A 23,495-nucleotide genomic window follows, 5' to 3' on the forward strand; every position below is an offset into this window, starting at 1 on the left:
AAGTTTTATTGCATCAATATCCCGCAAGAATTATCCTCGTTGATAATTGGTCATTAATCAAGCATCATACTCAAGCTCACCCGCCCCCTTTCCAAATCCACTTTCAGCACCCGAATTTCTATCACATCTCCCACGGCTACCACATCCAATGGATTGCGTCCTTTTTTACCCATCTCACTGCGGTGAACCAGCCCGTCTTGTTTTACGCCGATGTCCACAAAGGCGCCGAAATCCACCACATTTCTTACGGTTCCTTTGAGAATCATGCCTTCACGCAGATCTTCCATTTTTAGTACGTCGCTGCGAAAAATGGGTTTGGGCATATCAGCGCGAGGATCGCGGCCGGGCTTTTCCAAATTTTCGATGATGTCTTCAAGAGTCGGCTCACCGATTCCAACATCAGCTGCTAAATCTGCCAAACTTTGTTTATTCTCCTGAATCCGTTCACGCAGAAGCTCGCTTCGCAGTGTAATAGTAGCCAGATCGAGGCCTAGTTTTTTTAATAATTTTTCGGTGGCTCCGTAAGATTCCGGGTGAATGGCAGTCCGCTCCAATAAATTTTTGCTTTCGGGAATGCGAAGAAAACCTGCACATTGCTCATATGCTTTTGGCCCCATTCCACTGACCTTGGTTAGCTGTTCCCGATTTGTAAAACTGCCTTGTTGATCACGATGAGAAAGAATATTCTTGGCCGTGCGGGAATTTAAACCGGAGACAAATTGCAGGAGGGCTGCGGAAGCCGTGTTTAAATCAACGCCTACATAATTGACCACGGATTCCACAACGATGTCTAATGATTCACTTAATTTTTTCTGATTGATATCATGCTGGTATAAACCGACGCCAATTGATTTCGGATCGATCTTAACCAATTCGGATAACGGATCGAGTAAGCGTCTGGCGATTGAAATATTGCCCCGCATGCTGGCGTCCAATTTCGGGAATTCTTCCCGGGCGATTTCCGACGCTGAATAAACCGAGGCGCCGGCTTCGTTAACGATTACATATACCACGTCATTCAACTGCTCCCGGATAAGATCTGCCACTAACTGCTCGGTTTCCCGCGAGGCTGTACCATTTCCGATAGCGATGACATTTACAAAATGTTTATTGGTAAAATCAAATAGAGTGCGTTTTGCTTCGTCATAATTATTTTGCGGAGGATGGGGAAAAATGGTTGTCCCCTCCAAATATTTACCGGTTTCGTCGATAACGGCAATCTTACAGCCGGAACGAAAACCGGGATCAATGCCCATAATTCGCTTTCCCCTGATCGGGGGTTGCAGCAATAGATTGCGCAGGTTTTTTGTGAAAATGTTAATCGCATGCAAATCGGCTTTTTCCGTAAGCTGGTTTCGAATTTCCCGTTCGATAGAAGGTTCGATTAAACGTTTGTAAGCATCCAGAATCGACTCTTCAAAATGACTCGTGAAGATAGACATCGGTTCGGTGATTAACATTTGCTCTGTCAATTTAATGATTTTATCCTGTTCAACTTCGATGTTTACTTTCAGGATACCTTCTTTTTCACCACGATTCATCGCCAGGATCCGGTGGGGCGGGATTTGCTTTACCGGTTCATTGTAATCGTAGTACATCTCAAAATCAGACCGGCTTTCCTTATCCTTAGCTTCACTTTCAACTACTCCATTGCGAGTCGTGTATTCTCGTGTAAACTGGCGAATATCGGCGCGATCCGATACCATCTCGGCTACAATATCACAAGCGCCCTGGAGTGCATCTGCCACGGTCGGGATTTCTTTCTCCGCATCGACAAACGGTTGTGCCAACTCTTCCGGTGTTCCATCCAGCGTTTCTTGCTGCCAGATCAACATGGCAAGGGGTTCCAATCCCCGCGCCTTCGCCACCGTTCCCCGGGTTTTCCGTTTTGGTTTATATGGTAAATAAAGATCTTCAACTTCCTGCAATTTCCTGGTTTGGCAAATCCGGGATCGCAATTCGTCCGTTAGTTTTTCTTGCTCAGCGATGGTTTTAAGGACGGTTTGCTTTCTTTCTTCCAAATTGCGTAAATACTTGATGTGCGTTTGAACATTGCGAATTTGTTCTTCATCCAGCTTGCCGGTTACTTCTTTTCTGTAGCGAGCGATAAACGGAATGGTATTGTCCTGGTCCAATAATTCGACTGTACTCTTAACCTGGTTGACTCTCAACTCCAAATCATCGGCAATGATCTCAATCATCCTGTCTTGTGACATGCAGGTGTACTGATTGGTAGCTTTTTCGCTATTTGCTTGCTCGGGCATGTTTGGTTGAACTCCTTTTGAATATTGGAACAATTAGAATATAGTCTATCTTATATAATAACTATAACCTGTATTTCACAAGAAAAAAAGCTTAAATTTTAAAGCGGAAATTAATGGGAGGTCTTTTTTGTATTTGGATCATCTATTTTTTTAAGCTACCCCGTGGTTAGATATAAAATGTAAGTTGCAATTATTACAAAGCCTAGCAGTTCGAATGAAGCAAGCAACATAAGCATTCTTAGTCTTGATAATATTTCAATCCTTTATCATTTTAATTGCATCTTCCATACTTGATGCAATATCGAATCCTTTTAAAGCGGGAAGGCCAATCATTGTCAGGCTGTCCATATATTCTTCAGGGAAATTGACACAAACTAAATGACCATTATCATTGTTGCTTACTTCTTGCCAAAGATTGAAAAGTGCTCTAACAACATTCTTGTCAGCAAATTTTTCTTCAATTTTGATAATACAGGAAGTTGTTTTTGAATCCTCTACTTGTTTTTGATACTGGTTAATTATTTTTCATTGATTATTTAAAGAATTCCCCTTATTAAAAGCAGTTCCTCATCGTATTTTAAAGTTAGAACAGGGATTCCTTCTTTAATCTTTCCATTAACCTTGACTCCCATTATCTGGCCCAATAATTAATTATTCTTAATAATGATCTGTATATTTTATATTAGGAATGTTCCTTTACTAAAGTCTAGTAAGACTGGAAGTTAGATATAATTCAAGTTTCCACATGCGAAATGCCATTTGTCGTAAGCTTAGACTCACCAAAAGGCTAATAATTGTGAAAACAAGAAATTTCAAAAGTTGTGGCGAAAAATAAATCCAGGATTGGTTGGGAAATTGCTGAAAAACTTCAATATACATCAATATTATGAGTTGAATTGACAAAAGCAGGATAGCACAACTAACCCCCATGCTAAACCGAAATCTCCTGTGTACCCTTTGAGCTTGTTTAAGTACAGCCGGACACCTTTCGCCAAATTTATCAGCGATAAATGTACGGTAAATCACCAGTCGATTCCAGGGGCTTGCAATTTGTAATGTTTCAATTATTCCAGATAACTGTTCCAACTCATTTTCAATATCAGAATTAGCATCAACTGTCAAATGATCGATTGTAGGAGATGCAAATTTATAAATAATAATGTTAACTCGATCCAATATTTTTTGTCTAAAGTTTTTGCCTCTTTTTAGTTTTGCATGTGAATACCGGTAAAGTGCAACGTCGATATAAGAATTAATGATCAGACCAAATGTATAAGTTAAAATGAATCCCAGAAGAATAACAATAACCTTCTGATTCCAAAAACCTGATTTAAAATCAGGCCAATGCCATAGACCTACAGAAAAGAGTATAACTACTCCAGGACAAACATAGGTGAAAAACTCAAAAAGGTCGATCTTGTCCAGTATATCCTTCATAGAACTAGATTTTACTTATTTGTTTACAATTTCATCTTAATTTATTTAATCTTATATATGAAAAACTGGGAGCCATATGATGTTTTTCTAATCCTAATTTAACAAACACTGTATTCAACTTTTTATCTTTTTAATTGCGTCTTCCTCACTTGCAAGATAAAATCCTTTTAATACGGGCAAGCCAATTGATGTCAGGCTGTCCATATAATCTTCAGGATAATTGACGCAGACTAAAATACCATTATTATTGTCGGTTACTTCTTTCCAAAGATCAAAAAGTGCTCTAACAACAGCACTTCCAGCAAATTTAGCTTCAATTTTGATAATACAGGAAGTGGTTTCTGAGGCATCTTGTAGACTTTGGTACTGGTTAATTATTTCTTTACTAATTATTTTATCAACCCCCTTTTTAAAAGCAGTTCCTTATCCATATAATTTAAAGTGAGAACTATGATGCCATCTTCCATCTGGCCAGTAACTTTGATATCTTCTTTTTTCATTATTATACCTTAAAATTATTTTTAGTAATGATTTTTATATTTTAAAGTGCGATTATTATAAGTAGGTACCCACAATACTATTAACATAAATTAAATTTTCAGATCTTTATTTTTTTCTTAGCCGGGACAACATCTTTGCTAAATATCATTTTCATGGTTCGCCCTAATTCTGACACTTCAATCTTACTAATTAATTAGGAATATCACTTGTCTTTTGAATTTTAGCTGCATCTACATTTTTATTTTGCTACTAATTCTTCCTCTTTACTTGGAATATATTCGTTCATAGTTTTATATTTTGAGTCTTAGAGGCTTCGAGGCTGAATAGTTACAGATAGTGTAATGAATAAGACAAAAAAAAGTTGTAAAGAAATTCGAGAGCAGGTGGTTCTTTTTCTTTTGTTCATCACTTCAGAAGATTGTTTGCAGGCATATGAAAACTCAATTTCACAAGAAAAACTTGCTTTTGAGTTGAGCCGGATCTGGTTCGACGAGATTTATATTCCGGGAATGATTTACCTCGTCGATGGTTTGAAGGGTAACTTTAGTGAAAATAATGCCCGGGAATTTGAGAAATGTTTCACAGAGAAAGAATTCAAATCATTAGAACGATTCCATCGATTTTTTGAATTACGAATGGATATGCTTTCTAAAGACATGAAAAAGAAGGGAACCATCCCGCAAAACGACTCATGGCAGCATCTAAAAAAACATGCGTCCTATCTGGCTGATGAACTGGAACCGAATGCGGATGAAAAAAGAAAACATCTGGAGAGGATGGTTAAAGATGGATTGTTGGATGATGGAAAGTTGCTGAAAGGCAGCATCCGGGATAAATGGGTGTTGCCGTTAACAACAACGATGGATAAATAAAAAGGATCATGAATAATCCTCAGAATTAGATTTCCAATTTGGAATAATCATTTGTGCCATTCATGGGGCGTTGAACAAATCCAGGGAACCCATTTATGGTTTCCGGAATCTCACATATATTTCAATCCCAATCCAATGTAAATAACCATAGCTGCGAACCCTATATTTACCATCAAAAGAAAGAAAATTTTTCGGCGAATTTTTTTATAGGATTCCGGAAACGATTCTAACTTTTGATCATAGCTTCTAGCCATGGAGATTAACCTTGGACCGTACACCGAATTTTGTATTCCCTGGCTAACAATAATCAGTGTCACTAGAATTAGTTTAAAAACTAAAAAATTGATGTAATTTGAACTAAAGTTAAAATTACGCATATAGCTGACATTAATTAAATTGAAGATCCCAGTCAAAATAATCACTCCAATTGCTTCCCATTGAACCGTCTTAAACCGGTTATTTATTTTTATTAAGACTTCAGCAAATTCTCTGGTTGAAGCAAAGTGATTCTTTAAGACCGGACTTATAACCAACACAAAACAAATAGTGCCACCTACCCAGACGATGACAGCCAGGATGTGCAGCCACAGGATAAAAGTGCCGAATGTAAACATTATATGATTCTAGGGGCTAGAGGTGAGAGGCTTGAGACTAGGAAACTAGGGGCTAGAGATTGGACGCTAGAAACTAGAACTTTAACCAATTTTTAGTAGAAATAAAAGCATTTCCTATCTAGCCTCTAGTCTCTCACCTCTAGCCTCCAATTTCATCCTACATCCCCATCTGCTCTCTAACTTCTTCCAAGACCGTAGCATTGATTTCCTTAAAACCATTCTCCATTGCATGCTGCTCAATTCTTTTTTTAATCATGGAGCGAACAAAAGAAGGGATTCTATCCATTCGTTCTTTGGCTTCATCCGTCCAAATAAGCTCACTATCGGATTCATATGCTTCTTCAACCATTCCGGTAAATGGACATTTTGAAGTGGGACTTGAATTTTCAGGTGCTTGCTCAACATCTTGGTTTTCGGTTGATAGCTCAGTATCTTCTTTTTGATAAGTCAATGAGCTTCTAATTTTTTCCATTGGCTCGGCTGGTACAGACCTGCCGCCAATTTTTACATCGAGGGATCGTACCATCTGGGTTTCCATCTGGTTTGTTAGCATAGCGATGTCTTTGCCGCATTTCGGGCAATGAAAGATAACCGTCATCGAGCCGTTTTCAGGGCCTGAGGTCTCTTTCAGCTTCATTGCCTCATCGCATTCAACACATAAAAATTTCATTCAATTCTCCAAGTTTAAAGTTTTTTCATATAAACTAACTTTAATTTTATCGGCTATTTGACGAATCGATTTTCCTGCCGGTCGGTCTGAATATTTCTGTAGAAAAAAATCTCCCTCATCTGCACAAACTGCGATCCTGGGGTCGAACGGGATATTCCCTAAATATGAGATGCCATGTTTTATTGCAAATTCCTCAACATTACCGGCTGGGAATAATTCTTCCTCGTGACCACAGTTGGCACAAACATGGTTAGACATATTTTCTATAATTCCAATAACCGGCGTTTTTAATATTTCATTTGCCATTTTTATAGATTTGCCAACCACAAATTGTGAAACCGCCGAGGGAATTGTGACAATAATAGTTCCTGTTATTTGGGGTAGTACATCAGCCAGGTTGGCTAATTTATCGGTGCCGGGAGGTAAGTCGATAAAAAGAGTATCCAATTTACCCCAATTCGTATCAGAGAGAAATTCTCGCAGTGCTGCCGCTTCCATCATTCCGCGCCAGGTATAGGAGTCTTTTTGGGTCGGGGCGTCCCATAGAACGGGAGAGCTGTCATCAGGCAAGAATAGATCCATCGACATAATTTTCATATTTAATTGGCTTAATACAGGCAGGGTGCCCGATTTTTCATATTTGAGTTTTTGGTTTCGAACACCTGTCATTTTAGCGATAGATGGTCCATTGATGTCCGCATCTAAAATCCCCACTTTATTTCCTGCCAGTGCAAAAGTAGATGCCAAATTTACCGCAATAGAACTCTTACCAACTCCGCCTTTACCGCTCATCACAGTGATAATATTGTGAATGGAAGCCATTCTGGCTTGCATGCGATCTATTTGTTCGCCAACCTGAGCCACAATGTTTGAGCCACCGTCGCCTTTTATGTCGTGATACTTTTTCAAGATTTAATGACTCTTTTTCATAAATGAAACTCAATGAATATTGAAAATGAATGGGGGAATGGGTGAAAGGGAGAATGTGTGATTTTCATGTTTTAATTATCCATTTATCAGCTTTAATCGATCATGAGTACTATCTGAGATAATATACGATTATAACCTTCGTCAAATTTTAATGTTGCATCATCATCAATATACTTGCATCGATTAGATAGTTCTATTAGAACTTGTGTTTCACATGCCTCAGTTTCTGCATCGCTTAATTTTGCGATGAAAGCTGCTCTATATCTTCGTTTTCTCCATGCTTCTGCTAGATTAGTACAAACAGATCTTCATGAACGTCTTATTTGATCAACTAATGAAAATTTCTCTTCGTTTGGAAAACTTTTAGTAATTTTAAAAATTTTCATCGCTAGCTCAATTTCATTCTGATAAACTCTTAACTCTTTATAACTTTTTATTCTTGGCGCCATTCTCTATATCTCCCCGACTCTTATTAGAATCATTCTCCCCTTCGCCCATTCTCCCGTTCTCCGATTCAGTTAACTTCTGCCCCTTCTGGTTTTCGTTCCCTGATTCTGTTGAATTATCTTTATCAATATTTTTCATCATCTCCTCCATCATTATCCGCCCTTCAGCGATGCCTTCTTCTGCGATTTCGAGTGTGATTAACTCAACTTTTATCTTATTGGCAAAATCCACAATTCTTTCTTTGGTTTTATCACGCATAAAGCCTTCCGGAACGCGATTAAGGCGTGCAACGGCTGAAGAAGTCCAGGAGAACTCGCCGTCTTTGATGATTTCTGTGGCCGGACCGCTTGCACTGTAAGGTGTCTTCTTAAGCTTCCCTCGCTCTTCGAGATTTTTCGTTTCCTCGATAACATCTCCGGCAACTTCATAAACCTGAAGTTTGGTTATGATCGGAATTTTCTTTACCCGGGCGGATTTCTCGATCTGCGCTTTCGTTCGTCGTCTTTGATATCCTGACGGAACCTCATGTAAAGCCTGCTTTGCATCGCTGGTCCATTTCAGTTTAATATTGTCAAAGGTTAACTCTTCGGAGATAGCACCTTCCAGGGGTGCAAGGTTTTCGATGGCTTGTTTGTCCAGTTTTTGGAATTGATCGGTTTTCGATTTACATATAGGGCAAATGACCGGTTTAATATCTTTAGCCGCATAGCCACATTCTTTACAGATATAAGTTTCGGACTCCAGCAGGTTGCCTTTGTCGATCGCCACCTCTTCCGCGATAATGCCCATCGCTTGCATGGCCTTTGGCGGCAAAATTGTTGACAGCGATTTTTCGATAATTTTTATATTGATAACCGAATGTCCTCTTTCCATGGCCCAACGATGTATAGTGGTCCGTGCAATCCCACGTACACCTGCAGGCGCCGTATTTAACAACTTGGTGGCGTCCTCGGTCCAGATCATAGATTCTTCTGCCCGAATATCGATAGCTGGCACAAACCTTTTACTGGATAACAGGACATTACAGGGCGCCATTCTGAGAAGGTTCTCGGTATTGCTGCCTATATCCATTTCTTCATCACTGTGTACACCAATTCGACCCATTACCAGCAGCCAGGGTCTTTCTCGACGAACGTATTGAAGGATCTTTTCAAACGCTTTACCATCGATTAAAGTAATTTTTAATTCAATGCCTTGTTCGCTTGCTATCCTGCGGGAGACTTCAAGATGCGATTGATAGATCTTGGCCAGACCAGTATCGATTACATCCTCATGAAGTTGTTCCTGCTCTTTAAATTTGAAAACCTTGGTCGCTTTTTCGGTTAGAACATGTACAAGACTGTTGAAAAGGGTGTAATGTAAATAAGGATCATAAACGGAAATTGCTTCGACTTCTTTATTCAAAGCTTTTCCCAATTCAAGCGCAGTCTTTAAACCTGCAAACGACTCCGGACTGCCGTCAACACAAACAACGATATTACCGCCGTTGCCCAGTTCATGCTTAACTTCTCCGTTGCCGCTCCCATCGAGTTGTTCTTCAAGGGGTGACGTGTTCTTGACGATCAAGGTGTCGGTTTTGATTCTACGAACCACACGATCTGTAACACTACCGATCACGCTATCTCTCACAGCGCCAAGCCCCAAAGCTCCCATAATCACCAGGTCGTAATCACTTTCGTTGATATCATCAACGAGGACTTTATAATTCTTGCCATCGATCATTTTAGGTTCGAAAGGGATTTTCGCCGCCTGGCAGTATTTGTTCATCACTTCCAGATATGAGTCTGAAATAAGTTCCAGTCCCATGGTGATCAGGGTGTCGTGGATGCTTCGTTGCTTCTCTAATTCTTCCTCAACTTGATACTCTTCCGGTAGGGTGAATTCCATCTGTTTAAACCGTATGTCATGCATCTTGGCTGCATAGGCATGACAACCAACCAGCTTTGATTCGAACCGTTTTGAAAAGTCAACTGCAAACTCGATGCTCGATAAGGAATGATCTGAATTATCCACGGGAACATAAATCTTTTTAAACATAATTCTCCTTTCGAAGGCCTTTAGCAAGGATTGTAATTTGTTGGAAGGTCATTTCTTCAATAGTTACATTTATTTTGAATCGCTAATATATGACTTTTCAATTTTAAAGTCAACATGTTTCAGGTTTTCTTATATATGTTATAATATCCACTTTTTTCAAAAAAGCCTTGTTTTATTTCGTTCCGCTGATCTTATTAATAATAGCTCAACAAATAATAATGAGTCAGTGTTTTTTTCAACAATTGATCAATTTAGAACCGGAAAGCAAACAAATAAAAATATTTAGTGTCTGTGAAATTATCTGTCCTGATGCCGGTGTATTTTGAAAAAGCTTAATAAGGGTTTGTGGTTTTGTCTGTGTAAGTCAGTGGCTAATAAACAAACCCGATTCGATTATACACATAATTTAACCTGGTGAGAATGTAATTCAAGGTTTGATTTGCTTTCTGATCCTGGTTTGACTCCCCTAAAGAAATAGACATAATCGCGTTGCGTAAGTGATCCGTACTGGAATCCGGAAGTGGTCCATGTTTTGTTTCTTTAACACAATTAACAAAGTTTTTAAGCTCAAACCTGGCTTTAACAAGGGAATTATAAAAATCCGTTTCTGGTGTGAATTGGTTTGTGAGTTTACTGATCCTGCTAATCTCAAGTTGAATGATTGCAGGCCCCATCTGTTGGAATTCCTTCCAACTGAGGAATTCGAGTTCATTCCAATCTTTTTTTTTAAGGGTAGACATTTTTAGTTTATGGTGAATGGTTAATTTATCTTCCGCGTGATCACTTCATGATTTGATTCGCTTAAATTTAGTTATTCAAAAATTTGTTCCAAAAAAGTCAACTCTCTCGCGCAGTAAAATGCTAGGGGGGCTGATGTTTTGCTCCGGTATTAACAGCCCGCCACATTTGCAGCAGTCCTTTGAATTTTCTGCGAAATTCTGCAGAATCCTGTTGGATGGTCTCCCGTGTAAATTGAGGCAATAGATTTACCAGAAGCGATTCCATTTTTTCGATGGAAATCCAACCATGTTGCAGATAAGCCAGGGTAAGATGATAGTCCGGTTCATCTCCACGAGCGATGAAACGAAAGGCGACACTATAAGGATCGAAGTGCAAGAGTTTTAATTTATCCTGTTTAAAATTGCCATTATTGGAATAGATAGTATTTTCTGCTCGAATAGCTCGCTCTCGATATCCATCCGGTAATGGGATGTAATCACCTGGAGATTCATCGATCACCTCCACTATGAATTGATCCTGCGTTCGTTTTAACGCTTCTGAAAAAGCTGGTTTATGTTCGGGATTAATTTCAGATGCAATCTCAATTCGTTCAATCCAATTGCGCCAGCCTTCGAATAAAAGACTGGTCTCGCCAACAAGATAGAGGTTACCGGCCTTGTTGTAATTAACACTTAGTTTTGATAGAAACTCCAATAGGGTTTGGCCTTGAATTAGGTTCATAATAGATTACTATTGGTTAAATTTTGAATGATTATTTTTTAGTCTCTTATTTCAAGAGCTATTTTTAAAGTTTGATTTAATTCATTTAGTTTTAATGGGGATAACCTGCAAATGAAGTTTTTCAATATAATTTTAGAAAGGCTTACAAGCTCATCACAATGAATACTACTGTCATGTTTAAGTCCTTCAGCAATTCCAACTAATACCTGAGTGGATAAACCATCATGACTCGAATAAAGTGGTGCACAAATGACTGTAGAAAATTGTGAATCTATTAATAGTTGCCGACTAACTACTACAAATATTCTCGACTTTTTTGGATCCTTAGAGGAGGGCTTTTTAACTTTATATAAATCGCCACGTCTCACACGGGAACCTGGTAATCTAATACATCACTAGCTTCGTTATTGAGACGATCAGAATTGTTATTTATGATTTCAAGATCACAGCGATCCTGTACCTCTTTCAAATATATCTCTATATAAATCCACAAAGCTTTTTCAATAAAATCTGATCGACTTTTATTTTGCCCTGATTTTTCATCAATAGCATTCAATAATTCTTCAGACAATGTAACTGATGTTTTGATTTTCATACTACCAATATACCACCTATGTTTTTTTAATGCAATAAATTTTGTTTATTTTTTTGGAAAACTGCTAAGTTGACAAAATTAATCATTAAACCGAATGTTTTAAAATCACCTCTTTTCTTGGCTAACAAGATTAGTTCAACACAACATACCTTTCCAACCTGGAAACCTCCTTTTCGTCCACGTACTTACCAATTTCACGACGAAATTGCTTTAGGTTTCTATATGGGCGGTACTCTTTAAATTCATGAAGCATCCGTTTACCAACTCCGGGAATACTCAGGATGTCTTCGTCACTTGCCGTATTCAGATTGATTGGGACAAAAACATACTGTTCCAGGCGCGCCAATTCCTTATCGTTCACATATTTTCCGATCTCTCTTCGGAATTGCGCCAGGGCCTTATAGGGACGATACTCCTCGAACTCATGGGCCATACGTTTACCTACACCGGGAACCAGCCAAACTTCTTTTCGGGAAGCTGTGTTGAGGTTAATTGGGATAAATAATGTAACATACAATTTGGACAATGAGTCTTTGTGTACTGACTGACTGAGTAATGTGTCCAATTCGGTCATTCTCAAAAAAGGCCGGTTTTCCAAAATATCCTTTACAAGCTTTTTATTGAGTTGAGGAAGTGAAAGCAGCTCCTTTTCCCCTGCCCGATTCGGATTTAGAACATTTTTGTTGTTGCCAACCTGACTAAATGCGGCACATACAGTAATAATTACAAAAATGAAAACCATCATTATTGTAAATAAAGATTTATTTGAAGTCATCTAAATTCTCCCGTTTTAATTTGGATTCTTTTTGGTTTATTCGAAAAACCGGATGTCTAAAAGTGTAAACCGATCCCAGCAGACCAAGCTGGATCATTATGCCTGGAGCCAAAAAAGGTGTTGCACCTTTGATCGATTTCCAGAAAAGTTCTAATCCGGATAAAGAAGGATACATCTCTAACTCGAATTCTACATTAACTCGATAATGTAAGATAACGCCAACACAGCCACTAATCATAAATAATATCATCACTATCTGAAGCACTCGCAAAACCATAGAAACACGTTTGAAAGCAAACCAGCCTAGAACTACCAGACTACCGCAAATAAGAATAAGAGGCACAAATTGCCAGTAGACTTCAAAATGTTCTAGTAGCAGAAGTTCCACACCAGCGCCCAGTAAACCGGCAACAAATATGAGTAAAAGAAGATTTCGAATAATCTTACCAGTTGTGAAATTGCTGTGTTTGTCAGATGAGGTATTGTTCATTAGATAATGTACATAATACATTTTCAATAAGCATCACAATTTTTTTATTTTGTTTTTCTAAGATAAAAAGCTGGAACTCATGACAATTTCCATCGTAGATTCATTCATTCGTTTGATTAAAGCATTCGTTTGATTAAAGCATTCGTTTGATTAAAGCATACGTTTGATTAAATTTTGGTAATGAGTATGAAATCACAAATTTTTTTTCTACTTTTATTGCAGGAATATCATGGAGCAACTTGACACGAGAACGAGACTGTTAGATGTGGCCGAAGAATTATTTGCAGAGAAGGGAATCGGATCAACTTCCCTGCGAAAAATTATTGCTGAAGCAGGCGTCAACCTCGCATCTATTCATTACCATTTTGGCTCCAAGGAAGCCCTTGCCTGGGAGGTTTTTGCCCGGCGTATTAAACCCGTTAATGCGGAACGGCTACAGCGACTCGACAGAATTGAGGAAAGATCCGGTGAGACACCTCCAAACCTTGAAGAATTGATCAGGGCATTCATCGAACCGGCAATCCGGATTAAGTTTGATGAACCTGAACGCACCAAACTTATTCTTAGGCTGGTTGCTCAATTACAATCGGATTCCGGGAATTTAGGTGACCATTTTGTTGATCTATTTGAAGAAGTAGCAACGCGATTCATAGCTGCATTTCAAGCCGCTCTTTCCCAGCATTCCCATGCAGAACTTTATTGGCGTTTTAAATTTATGCTCGGCGTCATGCATATGATCATGGCACAGCCTCCGGTGCAGGAAAGTAAAATATTTTCACCCCCGGAATTGGATCTGGAGAGTATTTTAGCCCACGTAATTCCGTTCCTGGTAGCAGGTTTTAAAACACCTACTTTAAATGTCTTAAAACAGGAATAAAACTATGGTAAGAAAATTATTTGTTTTACTGCTGACACTTTTATTCATCTCATGCGCTTCGGCGCCGTCAAAACAAGATATAGAAACTGGGGTAACTGCTCCGACTAGCTGGCAATATTCTTCAACCATTGCTGCTGAAATCGATTCTGCATGGTGGACTGAATTTAACGATCCTCAACTGAACCAGGTTTTGGATGAAGCCTTCAATAAAAATTACGATCTAACCATTGCTGCTGCTAATTTTCATTCTGCAGCTGCCCAGGCAAGGATCGCCGGCGCTCCACTTTACCCACAAGCGAATCTTTCCTTTAACGGCGCCAGAAACAAACAAAATTTTATTGGATTTCCTATCCCTGGCGCCGGAGGCAACGTCTTAAGCAGCACAACGACTTCATTCGGTGTCTCGATGAATGTAAGCTGGGAGCTCGATTTATGGGGACGATTGCGATCGGATAAGGCAGCGGCTGTAGCTCAACTTCAAGCAACTCACGCTGATTTTATTGGCGCGAGGCTTTCTTTAGCTGCCCAGGCCAGCAAAAGCTGGTTTGCTGCCATTGAAGCAAAACGACAGATGGAATTATCGCAGGCTACGGCTGATAGCTGGCTCACATCTTATGAACGAGTTCAAAGACGCTACGAAAATGGCTTGACCAGTTCCCTGGATCTTCGTTTGTCTCGAGCCAATCTGTCTATTGCAGAAGCCAACCTCAGCGCCAGAAAATCCCAGTATGAAAATGTGTTACGGCAACTTGAAATACTCTTGCGACGATATCCTTCGGCAAGTATGGAAATAAACCGTGAACTTCCGGAAACATCAAGAGAAGTTCCAACTGGATTGCCAGCCGACCTGGTTTCACGCCGACCTGACCTGGCGGCTGCGGAACGACGTTTAGCTGCATCTTATGCCGGCGTTTCAGGCGCTAAAGCTGCACTGCTGCCGCAAATCAGTCTTACAAGCTCCGGAGGAACTTCCAGCAATCAGCTTAACGATTTATTAAATGGAAATTTTAGTGTTTGGAGTATTGCCGGTAGTTTGTTGCAACCTATCTTTCAAGGCGGGAGATTGCGTGCGAATGTCGATCTCGCTAAAACCAAAACTGAGATTGCCCTGGCACAATACCAACGTGCCCTTCTGAATGCCTTTGCTGAGGTTGAGAATGCCCTGGCTAACGAGAAGTACTTAAATGAACGGCAGGTTGCTTTAAAAGAAGCAACGCGACAATCTACAGCGGCCCAGGCTCTGGCAGAGTCACAGTACAATCGGGGCTTAATCAATTTCGTAACCATGCTGGAAACCCAGCGAGCAGCCTATGACAATGAACGGCAATTGCTTACCGTCCGCCGGCAGCGCCTTGATGCAAGAATCGATCTGTACCTGGCGCTGGGTGGTGGTTTTACAGTCAACAAAGACAAACAGATTCAAGATCAGGAGAATCCGTTATGAAGGAAAAGAAGAAATTTGTTCTACCTATATTGGTGATTTTTGTTAGCATCCTGGGTGCAATCGTGATTGTTGCATCCAGACCTGAAGTTAAGCCCTTACCTCCTGAGGTCTCAAGAAAAATAATTCGAGCGCAGAAAGTGTACAAACAAAGCGTTCAAATGGTAGTCAAATCGCAAGGAACTGTAGTACCTCGAACAGAAAGTGTACTGGTTTCCCAGGCGGCAGGGCTTATCATTGCCGTCTCGCCATCATTCGTTGTAGGTGGATTCTTTGAGAAAGGAGATGTTCTGGTTTCTCTCGATCCACGCGATTATGAATTTGCCCTGACACAGGTAAAACATCAAGTTGCCCAAACCGAGTTATCTTTGGAAATTGAAGGACAGGAAGCCAAGATTGCAAAAGAAGAATGGCATCGTTTAAATGATGGCCAAGCGCCTCCGTTGGTTGCCAGGGAGCCGCAGGTGAACCAGGCTCGCGCAGCGTTGGAAGCTGCTAAGGCAGGTATGTTGCAGGCCCAGCTCAATCTTGAACGAACCCAAATTCGAGCGCCGTTTTCAGGGCGGGTACGCAATAAGCATGTAGACGTTGGCCAGTACGTTACTCCCGGTTTGGCGGTAGCTAAGATTTATGCTGTTGATTATGTAGAAGTTCGTCTCCCCATACCCGATGAAGAACTTGCTTATGTTGACATTCCTTTGGATTTTCGTGGTGCAAAAACGAACCACAAAGGGCCAATAGTAATTCTGAAGACGCGCTTCGCAGGTGAAGAACATGAATGGCAGGGCTATATCACCCGGATTGAAGGAGAGATCGATGCACGCAGCAGAATGATTCATGCGGTCGTCCGGGTTGAAAATCCCTATAGCAAAAAACCCAACTCAATTAGGCCTCCATTAACAGTCGGGATGTTTGTGTATGCGGAAATCGAAGGGAAATATGTAGATGATTTGTATGCGATCCCGCGTGCTGCTCTTCGAGATAATGGCCAGGTCCTGATTGTGGATGCTGATGAGCGCTTACGATTTCGCAACGTTGAGCCATTTCGTTTCGATTCTGAAATTGTATATATTCGTTCAGGGCTGGAAGACGGAGAGCAAATTTGCATTTCGACACTTCAGGCAGTCGTCGATGGTATGCCGGTTAGTGTACTAGAAGAAAAAGTTTATGTAGGTAAAGAAACAAAATTAGAGGAGACCAAATGAATCGTGCCATAGAGTGGTTTGCTCATAACCGGGTAACGGCAAATCTTCTAATGATTGCCATTATTGTGGCTGGTGTTATATCTCTGTCACAAATAAAATTGGAAGTTTTCCCGGAGTTTTCTGCAGATTTGATTAGGGTCTCGGTAGCCTACTTAGGCGCTGCTCCGGAGGAAGTGGAGGAAGGTGTCTGCGTCCGAGTGGAAGAAGCGATTCAAGACCTTGAAGGAATTAAGAAAATCACTGCAACAGCATCGGAGAATATAGGTACTGTTGTGATAGAAGTTGAAACCGGTTATGATATTAGGAAATTGTTGGATGACATCAAATCCCGTGTAGATGCCATTACTACTTTCCCAAGGGAAACCGAAAAACCAGTGGTCCAGGAAATACTGAACCGCCGACAGGTTATCAACGTAGCCATTTCGGGCCAGGCGGATGAGAAAAGCCTTAAATTTCTCGGGGAGCGAATCAGGGATGAAATTAGCGACTTGCCGGAGATTAGTCAAGTGGAATTAACCGCTGCCCGGCCTTATGAAATTGCCATCGAAGTATCTGAAGAAGCATTGCGCCGCTATGGACTCACTTTCGATGAAGTGGCCCAGGCAGTTCGATTGTCTTCTTTGGATCTACCTGGTGGTTCGATTAAAACCAGTAGCGGTGAAATATCATTACGGACTAAAGGGCAGGCTTATCGCGGTCAAGAATTCGAAAATTTGATCTTGCGTACTTCAGCGGATGGAACGCGACTGAAACTGGGAGATGTTGCAACTATTGTCGATGGTTTTGCAGAAAGCGATCAATTTTCCAGGTTTAATAACGAACCTACGGTTCTGGTTCAAATTTTCAGAGTAGGAGAAGAAAATGCCCTAACAGTAGCCAATGCTGTAAAAGAGTATATCGCAGAAGCGCAATTGCGAATGCCGGAAGGAATCCACCTCACCACCTGGCAAGACGACTCGCTGCTGCTAAAAGATCGACTCAATTTACTTCTGCGTAACGGGCGCAACGGTTTTATATTGGTCTTTCTGGCTCTTGCATTATTTTTAAGATTAAGGCTGGCATGGTGGGTGACGGTAGGGATGATCATCTCGTTTTTTGGCGCATTTTGGGTGATGCCCAATTTTGATGTCTCCATCAATATGATCTCATTGTTTGCCTTCATACTGGTACTCGGTATCATCGTTGATGACGCAATTATAGTGGGAGAAAATGTTTATACACACCTGGAACAAGGTAAAAGTAGTTTAAGAGCGGCCATTGAAGGAGCACAAGGGGTCGCAGTTCCTGTGACCTTTGCCGTATTGACTACAGTAGCTGCATTTTCGCCTTTGCTTTCCGTTGCTGGTTTCATGGGAAAAATTATGAGAGTTATTCCCATTATTGTTATTGCTACACTGTTATTTTCCCTGGTTGAATCGTTGCTAATTTTGCCGGCCCACTTGTCTCATCTTCATCTCAAGAATAAAAAAAAACCAAGCTGGGGTTTAGCAAAATGGTGGGATAAATTTCAGGAGGGATTTGCCGTAAAATTACGCTACTTCATTAATGTACATTACCGCAATATTCTGGACCTGGCTTTGCGCTGGCGCTATCTTTCCATTTCCCTGGGTGTCGGGATGCTCATTCTTACCATTGGCCTGGTTGCCGGAGGCAGGATAAAATTTACTTTCATGCCCCAGGTTGAGGCTGACAATGTCGTAGCCCTCTTAACCATGCCCCAGGGAACATCCGCTGATGTTACCGCCCAGGCGGTTAAGGTCCTGGAAGAAAACGCCCTAAAACTGAAAAACGAATTTAAAGATGGAGACAGCACGCCAATTCAGCACATTCTGGCTTCGGTTGGCTCCCAACCGTTTCTTACTCGACAAATGAATCCTGGCGGTCCCAGCACAAGTACATTTAGTGGTTCCCATCTTGGTGAAGTAAACCTCCAGTTGTTTTCCTCTGAAATCCGTGATGTAACCAGCCCGGAATTAGCGCAACGATGGCGTGAGTTAGTCGGTACTGTGCCGGATGCTGAAAAATTGATTTTCTCCTCGTCATTGTTCTCTGTGGGTGAAGCGATCAATTTTCAATTAGCGGGTGCAAACTACGAAGAGCTCCAGCTAGCCGCGAATGAACTCAAAGCCCGGATTGGTGAATACCCCGGAGTTTTTGATATTTCAGACTCGTTTCGGGGTGGGAAAAAAGAGATCAAACTCAAAATAAAACCCGAAGCTGAAGCACTCGGACTTTCTCTTTCCGATCTGGCGCGGCAAGTGCGCCAGGCATTTTACGGTGAGGAAGTACAGAGAATTCAACGCGGTCGTGACGATATTCGTGTCATGGTTAGATACCCGGAGAACCAGCGAAAATCTTTGGGTGATCTTGAGAATATGCGTATTCATATACCTGGCGGGGGAGAAGTTCCGTTCCATATCGCGGCAGAAGTCCAACAAGGCATCGGCTTTGCTTCCATCAACCGCACTGACCGCAAAAGGACCATCAACATCACGGCAGATGTTGACTTAAGCAAAGCAAATGCCAACGAGATTGTCGCCGACATCAGCGCAAATGTGATGCCTTATCTGCTGGAAAAATACCCGGGCTTAAGTTATTCCCTTGAGGGTGAACAATCCGAACAGCAGAAGACCCTTGCCGGCTTGGGACGAGGATTTTTGTTTGCCTTGCTGATCATATATATTTTGCTTGCCATTCCTTTTCGCTCATATTCCCAACCTTTCATCGTGATGAGCGCTATTCCGTTTGGATTGATTGGTGCAATATGGGGTCATGTGTTTATGGGATTGAATTTAACCATCCTTTCCGGATTTGGCGTGGTTGCATTAACCGGTGTAGTGGTTAATGATAGCTTGTTGATGGTTGATTTCGTCAACCGGGCAAGGGCATCAGGACTGCCTCTTCATGAGGCCATCCGGGAGGCTGGGGGTTCTCGTTTTCGGCCGATCATGCTAACCTCATTGACCACTTTCGCCGGACTTACACCACTGCTCCTGGAAAGAAGCCTGCAGGCACAATTCCTGATTCCAATGGCCATTTCGCTTGCTTTTGGTGTCATGTTTGCGACTTTGATTACGCTGATATTAGTGCCTTGTATTTACCACATTCTGGAGGATGTGAAAGTAGGGTTGGCTAAGGGTTGGAGAAGAGTTCGAACTGAACCGGAATTGGTTGAGGTATGAGGTTGATTGTTACAATAATTCTTTAGCAAGATTTCTTAGAATTACAACATCACTATTTTTCAGGCATTCCTTAGGTTATTATAGCAATCTGAATCAAAATTCCCAGGTAACTTGAAGCTTTTACCTGGTGTTCAGTCTCTTCAGGACCTTCCAAATTGTTATGTATTTCATGAGTGCTTTTTCCGATAAGGAATAGACCCCCAAAGATCAGAATTAAGTCCGTCCTGAGATGTCATTTGCAAAAATAGTAAAAAAAGGTTTGGTTAAGCCCATCACCCAGGTCAATGAGAGGAGTAATAAAATTCGCGTAATCATCGCCAGGCTAAGTCCAATTATTCTGGCTTGATTTCTTTGGCTGGAGGGTAAACGTCCAACTAGGATTGATATAAAAATGATATTATCGATGCCGAGGACAATCTCCAAAGCTGTAAGTGTTGTAAGGGCAATCCATGTTTGGGGTCAATTAACCAATCCATGTTTTACGCTCCTATTCTCAATTCTTTCTACAATCTGATTATTTCCTACCCCTAATCTTTGAAAAGAGTAACTTAGCGATTCCGTAATAGGGAAGAATAAATCATAATATTTGTCTCTTTTCAAAATTTAATTTGGAGATTATTCCGTCACAATGGTTACAAAAAAATGCGGTCCATGTATTTTCCTGAATACGCCCATCAGTAATTGCCGGTTGCTGCCAGATTTCGATCAAATGTGGGTTAACTACATGACAATGGGGACAGGTACTCGAACGAGATGAAACAATTAATTTCATAGTCATTTCTAAAGAACCTTGTCATTTATTTTTTTGAAGTAATATCTAATATTGAATCCGTAGATCGTTTTGCAATATGTTCAATCTCTATATAATGCTGACAGGAACCCAGTAAATTGATATATTTCAAATCCAGTTCCTCCACCATCGTCTTTAATTCCTTTGAATCGGGAAACACGTAATCACAATCTGGTTTAATGGATCGAGCTTGCTCGATTGTTAAATGAATGAGATTCAACACGGCGTTTAAATTCTCAAGCACTTCATCCTGTTGCAGCACATTCGCCCGACCTCTTTTTGTTTGCAATCCCGTAAAAAGACTTTTGATATCATCCCAATATTTTGCATAAGCTGAATCGACTACTTTCTCATCCAAAGCACGGGTATAAACCACATTCATGGCGATCTGGTTTAGCAATAATCGAATAACATTAATACCTATTAATAATTCGATTGTGATCGCGGTTATCTCCGCATGAAGAGGGGATTTTTTATGTAAGTTACTTATTTTATGGATACAATAAAATAGTACTATTGACAGTGCAATTAAGTCAACAATCAATTCCGTAGTAGAAATCAATTTATTCAGCTTTCATTATAAATGTTTTCTTACAAAAAATCTATACCTAATAGTACCAAATAATGATCAAAAAAAAACCTAACCCAAGCAACGCATCCTTGCTTAGATCAGGCTTCCATGTAAACAACCTTTTTTGCTTCACTGCAAATGAATAAAAGAACAATTTGAGACACTAATTATAATGATCAGAATTAACAAAGTCAAGGGGAAAATGAATTTGATAGGATTGGACTTTGTCAGTACCTTTCTTAATATGCTCAAATTTTATAGTTATCTCTCTATGATCTAGTGGAATGATTCCAAAAATAACGTGTGTTTCAGAATAAACATAAATGAATTGTTAAATTCTGATTATAAAGTGTCATCAGCCACCCTGAGCGCAGTCGAAGGGTGACGAGTTTTTGTTGTCATTGAACTTAATGGCTATTAATGACAAAGTGTCTTAGACAGCAGCTTTAAGCATAATGGTTGTCATTGAATATTGCGATGATAATTAGGAATCGTTTAACTAGTATTGCCGTGGCAAAAATTCAGGTTAGTTGATATTCAGTAGTGATTTCAATCGCTTTATGCAAAGATTTATAAACCGGACAGTAATCTGCGTGCATACTATGAACGCGTTCGATCGTTTCTTTAGCCTCTTTTGTTGCAGATATCCTATAGAGTACATGAATACGCCGAATAACAAGGACATTGTCTTCTAATTCAACTTCTCCCCTGACTTCCGCAGTAAGCTTCTTATTGCTAGCATCAACTTGACGCGCTTCCAGCGCGCTTCCAAAAGTTCCGGTGAGTCAGCCGCCGGTTGCTGCGATCACATAATCTATGGTTGTTGCTTGTGGTTCGGAGATATCCGGACTGATCCCGTAATGCTTGGCGATATCACCGTGCACACCAAACTTAACCGTTTGGTTTACTGGCAGATAGGCTGTACGTAATGGCCCGTGATGGCGTTCGATTTGTATTTTTGAGACATAGACAACATCTGGCATTTTGACCTCCGATTCATATTCGTGTTTATAAAATTTACTTTTTTGATAAAAACATCCTGAACTTTTTTATGGCGAAGTAAGCTAGCTAAAACCATCTAAACTGTCAAGTAATAAGTTAACAATTTAGAAGCCTCTTCGGTTAAGGCTTGATTATTGGTTCTTTGAATTTGTAATTTATTTGGTATTTGGTATTTGGTATTTGGTATTTGGTATTTGGTTTTTGTCTTTTGTGATTTAATAGAAATTATCCACATCAAACACATTCTTCATGGGTTTATTAGAAAGGAATCGGTTTAGATTATCGCAGAACAGATCGGTCAATCGGCGGTTCTCGCGATCACTGGTACTGGCGGAGTGGGGACTGATCAACACATTTGGCATTTCCCATAAGGGGCTATTTTCCGGTAGCGGTTCGTTCGCAAAAACATCGAGACAAGCACCACCCAACTGACCGGACCGTAATGCTTCAATTAAATCGGGTTCATCCACCAACGCACCCCGTCCGATATTAATAAAAATAGCGCCTCGGGGCATTAACGAAAATTCTTCCGCCCCCAGCATGGCATCGGTTTTATCCGTATGTGGTGCGCATAAAACCAGGTAGTCGGCCGATCTTAAAGCGGAGTGAAGTTCGTTGGGAGCATAAAGACGATCCATGTTGAGGGCAGAAGGATCGATGCCGGAAATTCTCCGCTTTACGCCAATCACATACATGCCTAGCGTTTTGGCACAACGTGCGACTTCTGAACCAATTGCACCTGCGCCGATAATAAGCAGGGTTCTCTCAACCAGGTCGGTTCCGGCAAAGCGCTGCCAGTGTTTGCGCTTCTGGCCGTGAGCCATGGTAAAAAATCCCCGGCTGAATAGCGTCATAGCCATTACACAAAATTCGGTGAGTGGCTGTGCATGAATTCCAGTTGCCGTTGTTATTACAGTGTGGGGCAAACGAATATGGTATTGCCAGCGTTTTACGAGCTGTCCGATTCCGGCACTAGTGGCTTGTATCCAGAGAACATGAGGGGCCAATTCAGGTAAGTCTTCAAGATGGGTGCGGTCAAAATCAAATAATATATCCGCTCTTTGTAAAAGTTTTTGCCAACGGTTTTCCTGGTCAGGTGTCCTTGTAAATGGATTGCCAATATGGTCAGCAGCATAACGAGGAGTGGGAAGCAACTCCGGTTCATATAGTACATTCAACCGTTTGCTGACAGATCGAATTCGATCCACATGCTCTTCTTCCAAGTAGCTGGCAATGACTAGATTCAATATGGATTTGTCTGAAAGCATTCGTTTATGGGGTTAATTAACTCGATCTATTCATAAACTTTGTCACTGGTTTATAAAACTGTCATT

At 40.7% G+C, this 23,495-nt stretch carries 21 protein-coding genes and 2 pseudogenes; 5 read left to right on the forward strand and 18 right to left on the reverse strand.

What is annotated here, in order from left to right; all coding sequences use genetic code 11:
* Window positions 1-53 precede the first annotated feature (53 nt).
* A complete protein-coding gene (locus IIC38_00090; GenBank protein ID MCH8124361.1) occupies window positions 54-2,216 on the reverse strand; it encodes an RNA-binding transcriptional accessory protein in 2,163 nt (720 codons plus the stop codon).
* Between the two features lie 747 nt (window positions 2,217-2,963).
* Window positions 2,964-3,701 carry a hypothetical protein gene (locus IIC38_00095; GenBank protein MCH8124362.1) on the reverse strand — a complete coding sequence of 246 codons (738 nt, stop codon included), beginning with the start codon at window positions 3,699-3,701 and terminating at the stop codon, window positions 2,964-2,966.
* An 842-nt stretch (window positions 3,702-4,543) separates the two neighbouring features.
* Between IIC38_00095 and IIC38_00100 the strand changes: the two genes are divergently transcribed.
* Entirely contained in the window at window positions 4,544-5,074 is a 531-nt protein-coding gene (locus IIC38_00100) for a hypothetical protein (protein MCH8124363.1), read from the forward strand.
* Window positions 5,075-5,184: 110 nt separating this feature from the next.
* Here IIC38_00100 and IIC38_00105 read toward each other — a convergent pair whose 3' ends face one another.
* From IIC38_00105 to IIC38_00155, 11 genes and pseudogenes are all read right to left on the reverse strand, one after another.
* A complete protein-coding gene (locus IIC38_00105) occupies window positions 5,185-5,688 on the reverse strand; it encodes a DUF4149 domain-containing protein (protein MCH8124364.1) in 504 nt (167 codons plus the stop codon).
* Window positions 5,689-5,845: 157 nt separating this feature from the next.
* Window positions 5,846-6,358, reverse strand: coding sequence for a PCP reductase family protein (locus IIC38_00110; protein MCH8124365.1), 513 nt, complete (start codon window positions 6,356-6,358; stop codon window positions 5,846-5,848).
* Window positions 6,359-7,267: an Mrp/NBP35 family ATP-binding protein gene (locus IIC38_00115; protein ID MCH8124366.1), complete on the reverse strand. Its 909-nt coding sequence runs from the start codon at window positions 7,265-7,267 to the stop codon at window positions 6,359-6,361. It abuts the gene before it with no gap.
* A gap of 113 nt (window positions 7,268-7,380) precedes the next feature.
* Window positions 7,381-7,737, reverse strand: a pseudogene (locus tag IIC38_00120) (four helix bundle protein).
* Window positions 7,712-9,772, reverse strand: a complete 2,061-nt coding sequence (locus tag IIC38_00125) for a universal stress protein (protein ID MCH8124367.1) — start codon at window positions 9,770-9,772, stop codon at window positions 7,712-7,714. Before IIC38_00125 ends, IIC38_00120 begins: the two are co-directional and overlap by 26 nt.
* Window positions 9,773-10,143: 371 nt before the next feature.
* Complete coding sequence (locus IIC38_00130) at window positions 10,144-10,512, reverse strand: hypothetical protein (protein ID MCH8124368.1); 369 nt, start codon at window positions 10,510-10,512, stop codon at window positions 10,144-10,146.
* Between the two features lie 121 nt (window positions 10,513-10,633).
* Complete coding sequence (locus IIC38_00135) at window positions 10,634-11,233, reverse strand: hypothetical protein (protein ID MCH8124369.1); 600 nt, start codon at window positions 11,231-11,233, stop codon at window positions 10,634-10,636.
* Between the two features lie 38 nt (window positions 11,234-11,271).
* A complete protein-coding gene (locus IIC38_00140) occupies window positions 11,272-11,601 on the reverse strand; it encodes a type II toxin-antitoxin system PemK/MazF family toxin (GenBank protein MCH8124370.1) in 330 nt (109 codons plus the stop codon).
* Window positions 11,598-11,828, reverse strand: coding sequence for a hypothetical protein (locus IIC38_00145; GenBank protein MCH8124371.1), 231 nt, complete (start codon window positions 11,826-11,828; stop codon window positions 11,598-11,600). Before IIC38_00145 ends, IIC38_00140 begins: the two co-directional genes overlap by 4 nt.
* A gap of 130 nt (window positions 11,829-11,958) precedes the next feature.
* Entirely contained in the window at window positions 11,959-12,603 is a 645-nt protein-coding gene (locus IIC38_00150; GenBank protein MCH8124372.1) for a hypothetical protein, read from the reverse strand.
* Window positions 12,590-13,093 carry a hypothetical protein gene (locus tag IIC38_00155; GenBank protein ID MCH8124373.1) on the reverse strand — a complete coding sequence of 168 codons (504 nt, stop codon included), beginning with the start codon at window positions 13,091-13,093 and terminating at the stop codon, window positions 12,590-12,592. The genes IIC38_00150 and IIC38_00155 overlap by 14 nt, the downstream gene beginning before the upstream one ends.
* A gap of 229 nt (window positions 13,094-13,322) precedes the next feature.
* Here IIC38_00155 and IIC38_00160 point away from each other — a divergent pair, with 229 nt between their 5' ends.
* The 4 genes from IIC38_00160 to IIC38_00175 are packed head-to-tail and all read left to right on the forward strand — an operon-like array spanning window position 13,323 to window position 19,798.
* On the forward strand, window positions 13,323-13,970 hold the full coding sequence (locus IIC38_00160) for a TetR family transcriptional regulator (GenBank protein ID MCH8124374.1): 648 nt from the start codon (window positions 13,323-13,325) through the stop codon (window positions 13,968-13,970).
* 4 nt (window positions 13,971-13,974) lie between these two features.
* Window positions 13,975-15,414, forward strand: coding sequence for an efflux transporter outer membrane subunit (locus IIC38_00165; protein ID MCH8124375.1), 1,440 nt, complete (start codon window positions 13,975-13,977; stop codon window positions 15,412-15,414).
* Window positions 15,411-16,616: an efflux RND transporter periplasmic adaptor subunit gene (locus IIC38_00170; GenBank protein MCH8124376.1), complete on the forward strand. Its 1,206-nt coding sequence runs from the start codon at window positions 15,411-15,413 to the stop codon at window positions 16,614-16,616. Before IIC38_00165 ends, IIC38_00170 begins: the two co-directional genes overlap by 4 nt.
* Entirely contained in the window at window positions 16,613-19,798 is a 3,186-nt protein-coding gene (locus tag IIC38_00175; protein MCH8124377.1) for an efflux RND transporter permease subunit, read from the forward strand. The genes IIC38_00170 and IIC38_00175 overlap by 4 nt, the downstream gene beginning before the upstream one ends.
* 70 nt (window positions 19,799-19,868) lie before the next feature.
* Here the strand turns inward: IIC38_00175 and IIC38_00180 are convergent.
* The 5 genes and pseudogenes from IIC38_00180 to IIC38_00200 form a co-directional block, all read right to left on the reverse strand.
* A pseudogene (locus IIC38_00180) lies at window positions 19,869-20,245 on the reverse strand (hypothetical protein).
* 350 nt (window positions 20,246-20,595) lie between these two features.
* The gene (locus tag IIC38_00185) at window positions 20,596-21,150 is read right to left on the reverse strand and encodes a hypothetical protein (GenBank protein MCH8124378.1); all 555 of its coding nucleotides are present in this window, start codon (window positions 21,148-21,150) and stop codon (window positions 20,596-20,598) included.
* A gap of 530 nt (window positions 21,151-21,680) precedes the next feature.
* Window positions 21,681-21,920: an OsmC family protein gene (locus tag IIC38_00190; protein ID MCH8124379.1), complete on the reverse strand. Its 240-nt coding sequence runs from the start codon at window positions 21,918-21,920 to the stop codon at window positions 21,681-21,683.
* Window positions 21,921-21,944: 24 nt separating this feature from the next.
* On the reverse strand, window positions 21,945-22,142 hold the full coding sequence (locus tag IIC38_00195) for a hypothetical protein (protein MCH8124380.1): 198 nt from the start codon (window positions 22,140-22,142) through the stop codon (window positions 21,945-21,947).
* 234 nt (window positions 22,143-22,376) lie between these two features.
* Window positions 22,377-23,429, reverse strand: a complete 1,053-nt coding sequence (locus IIC38_00200; protein ID MCH8124381.1) for a D-2-hydroxyacid dehydrogenase — start codon at window positions 23,427-23,429, stop codon at window positions 22,377-22,379.
* Window positions 23,430-23,495: the final 66 nt, after the last annotated feature.

This window comes from candidate division KSB1 bacterium, assembly GCA_022566355.1.
In the GTDB taxonomy this organism is placed as follows: domain Bacteria; phylum Zhuqueibacterota; class JdFR-76; order JdFR-76; family DREG01; genus JADFJB01.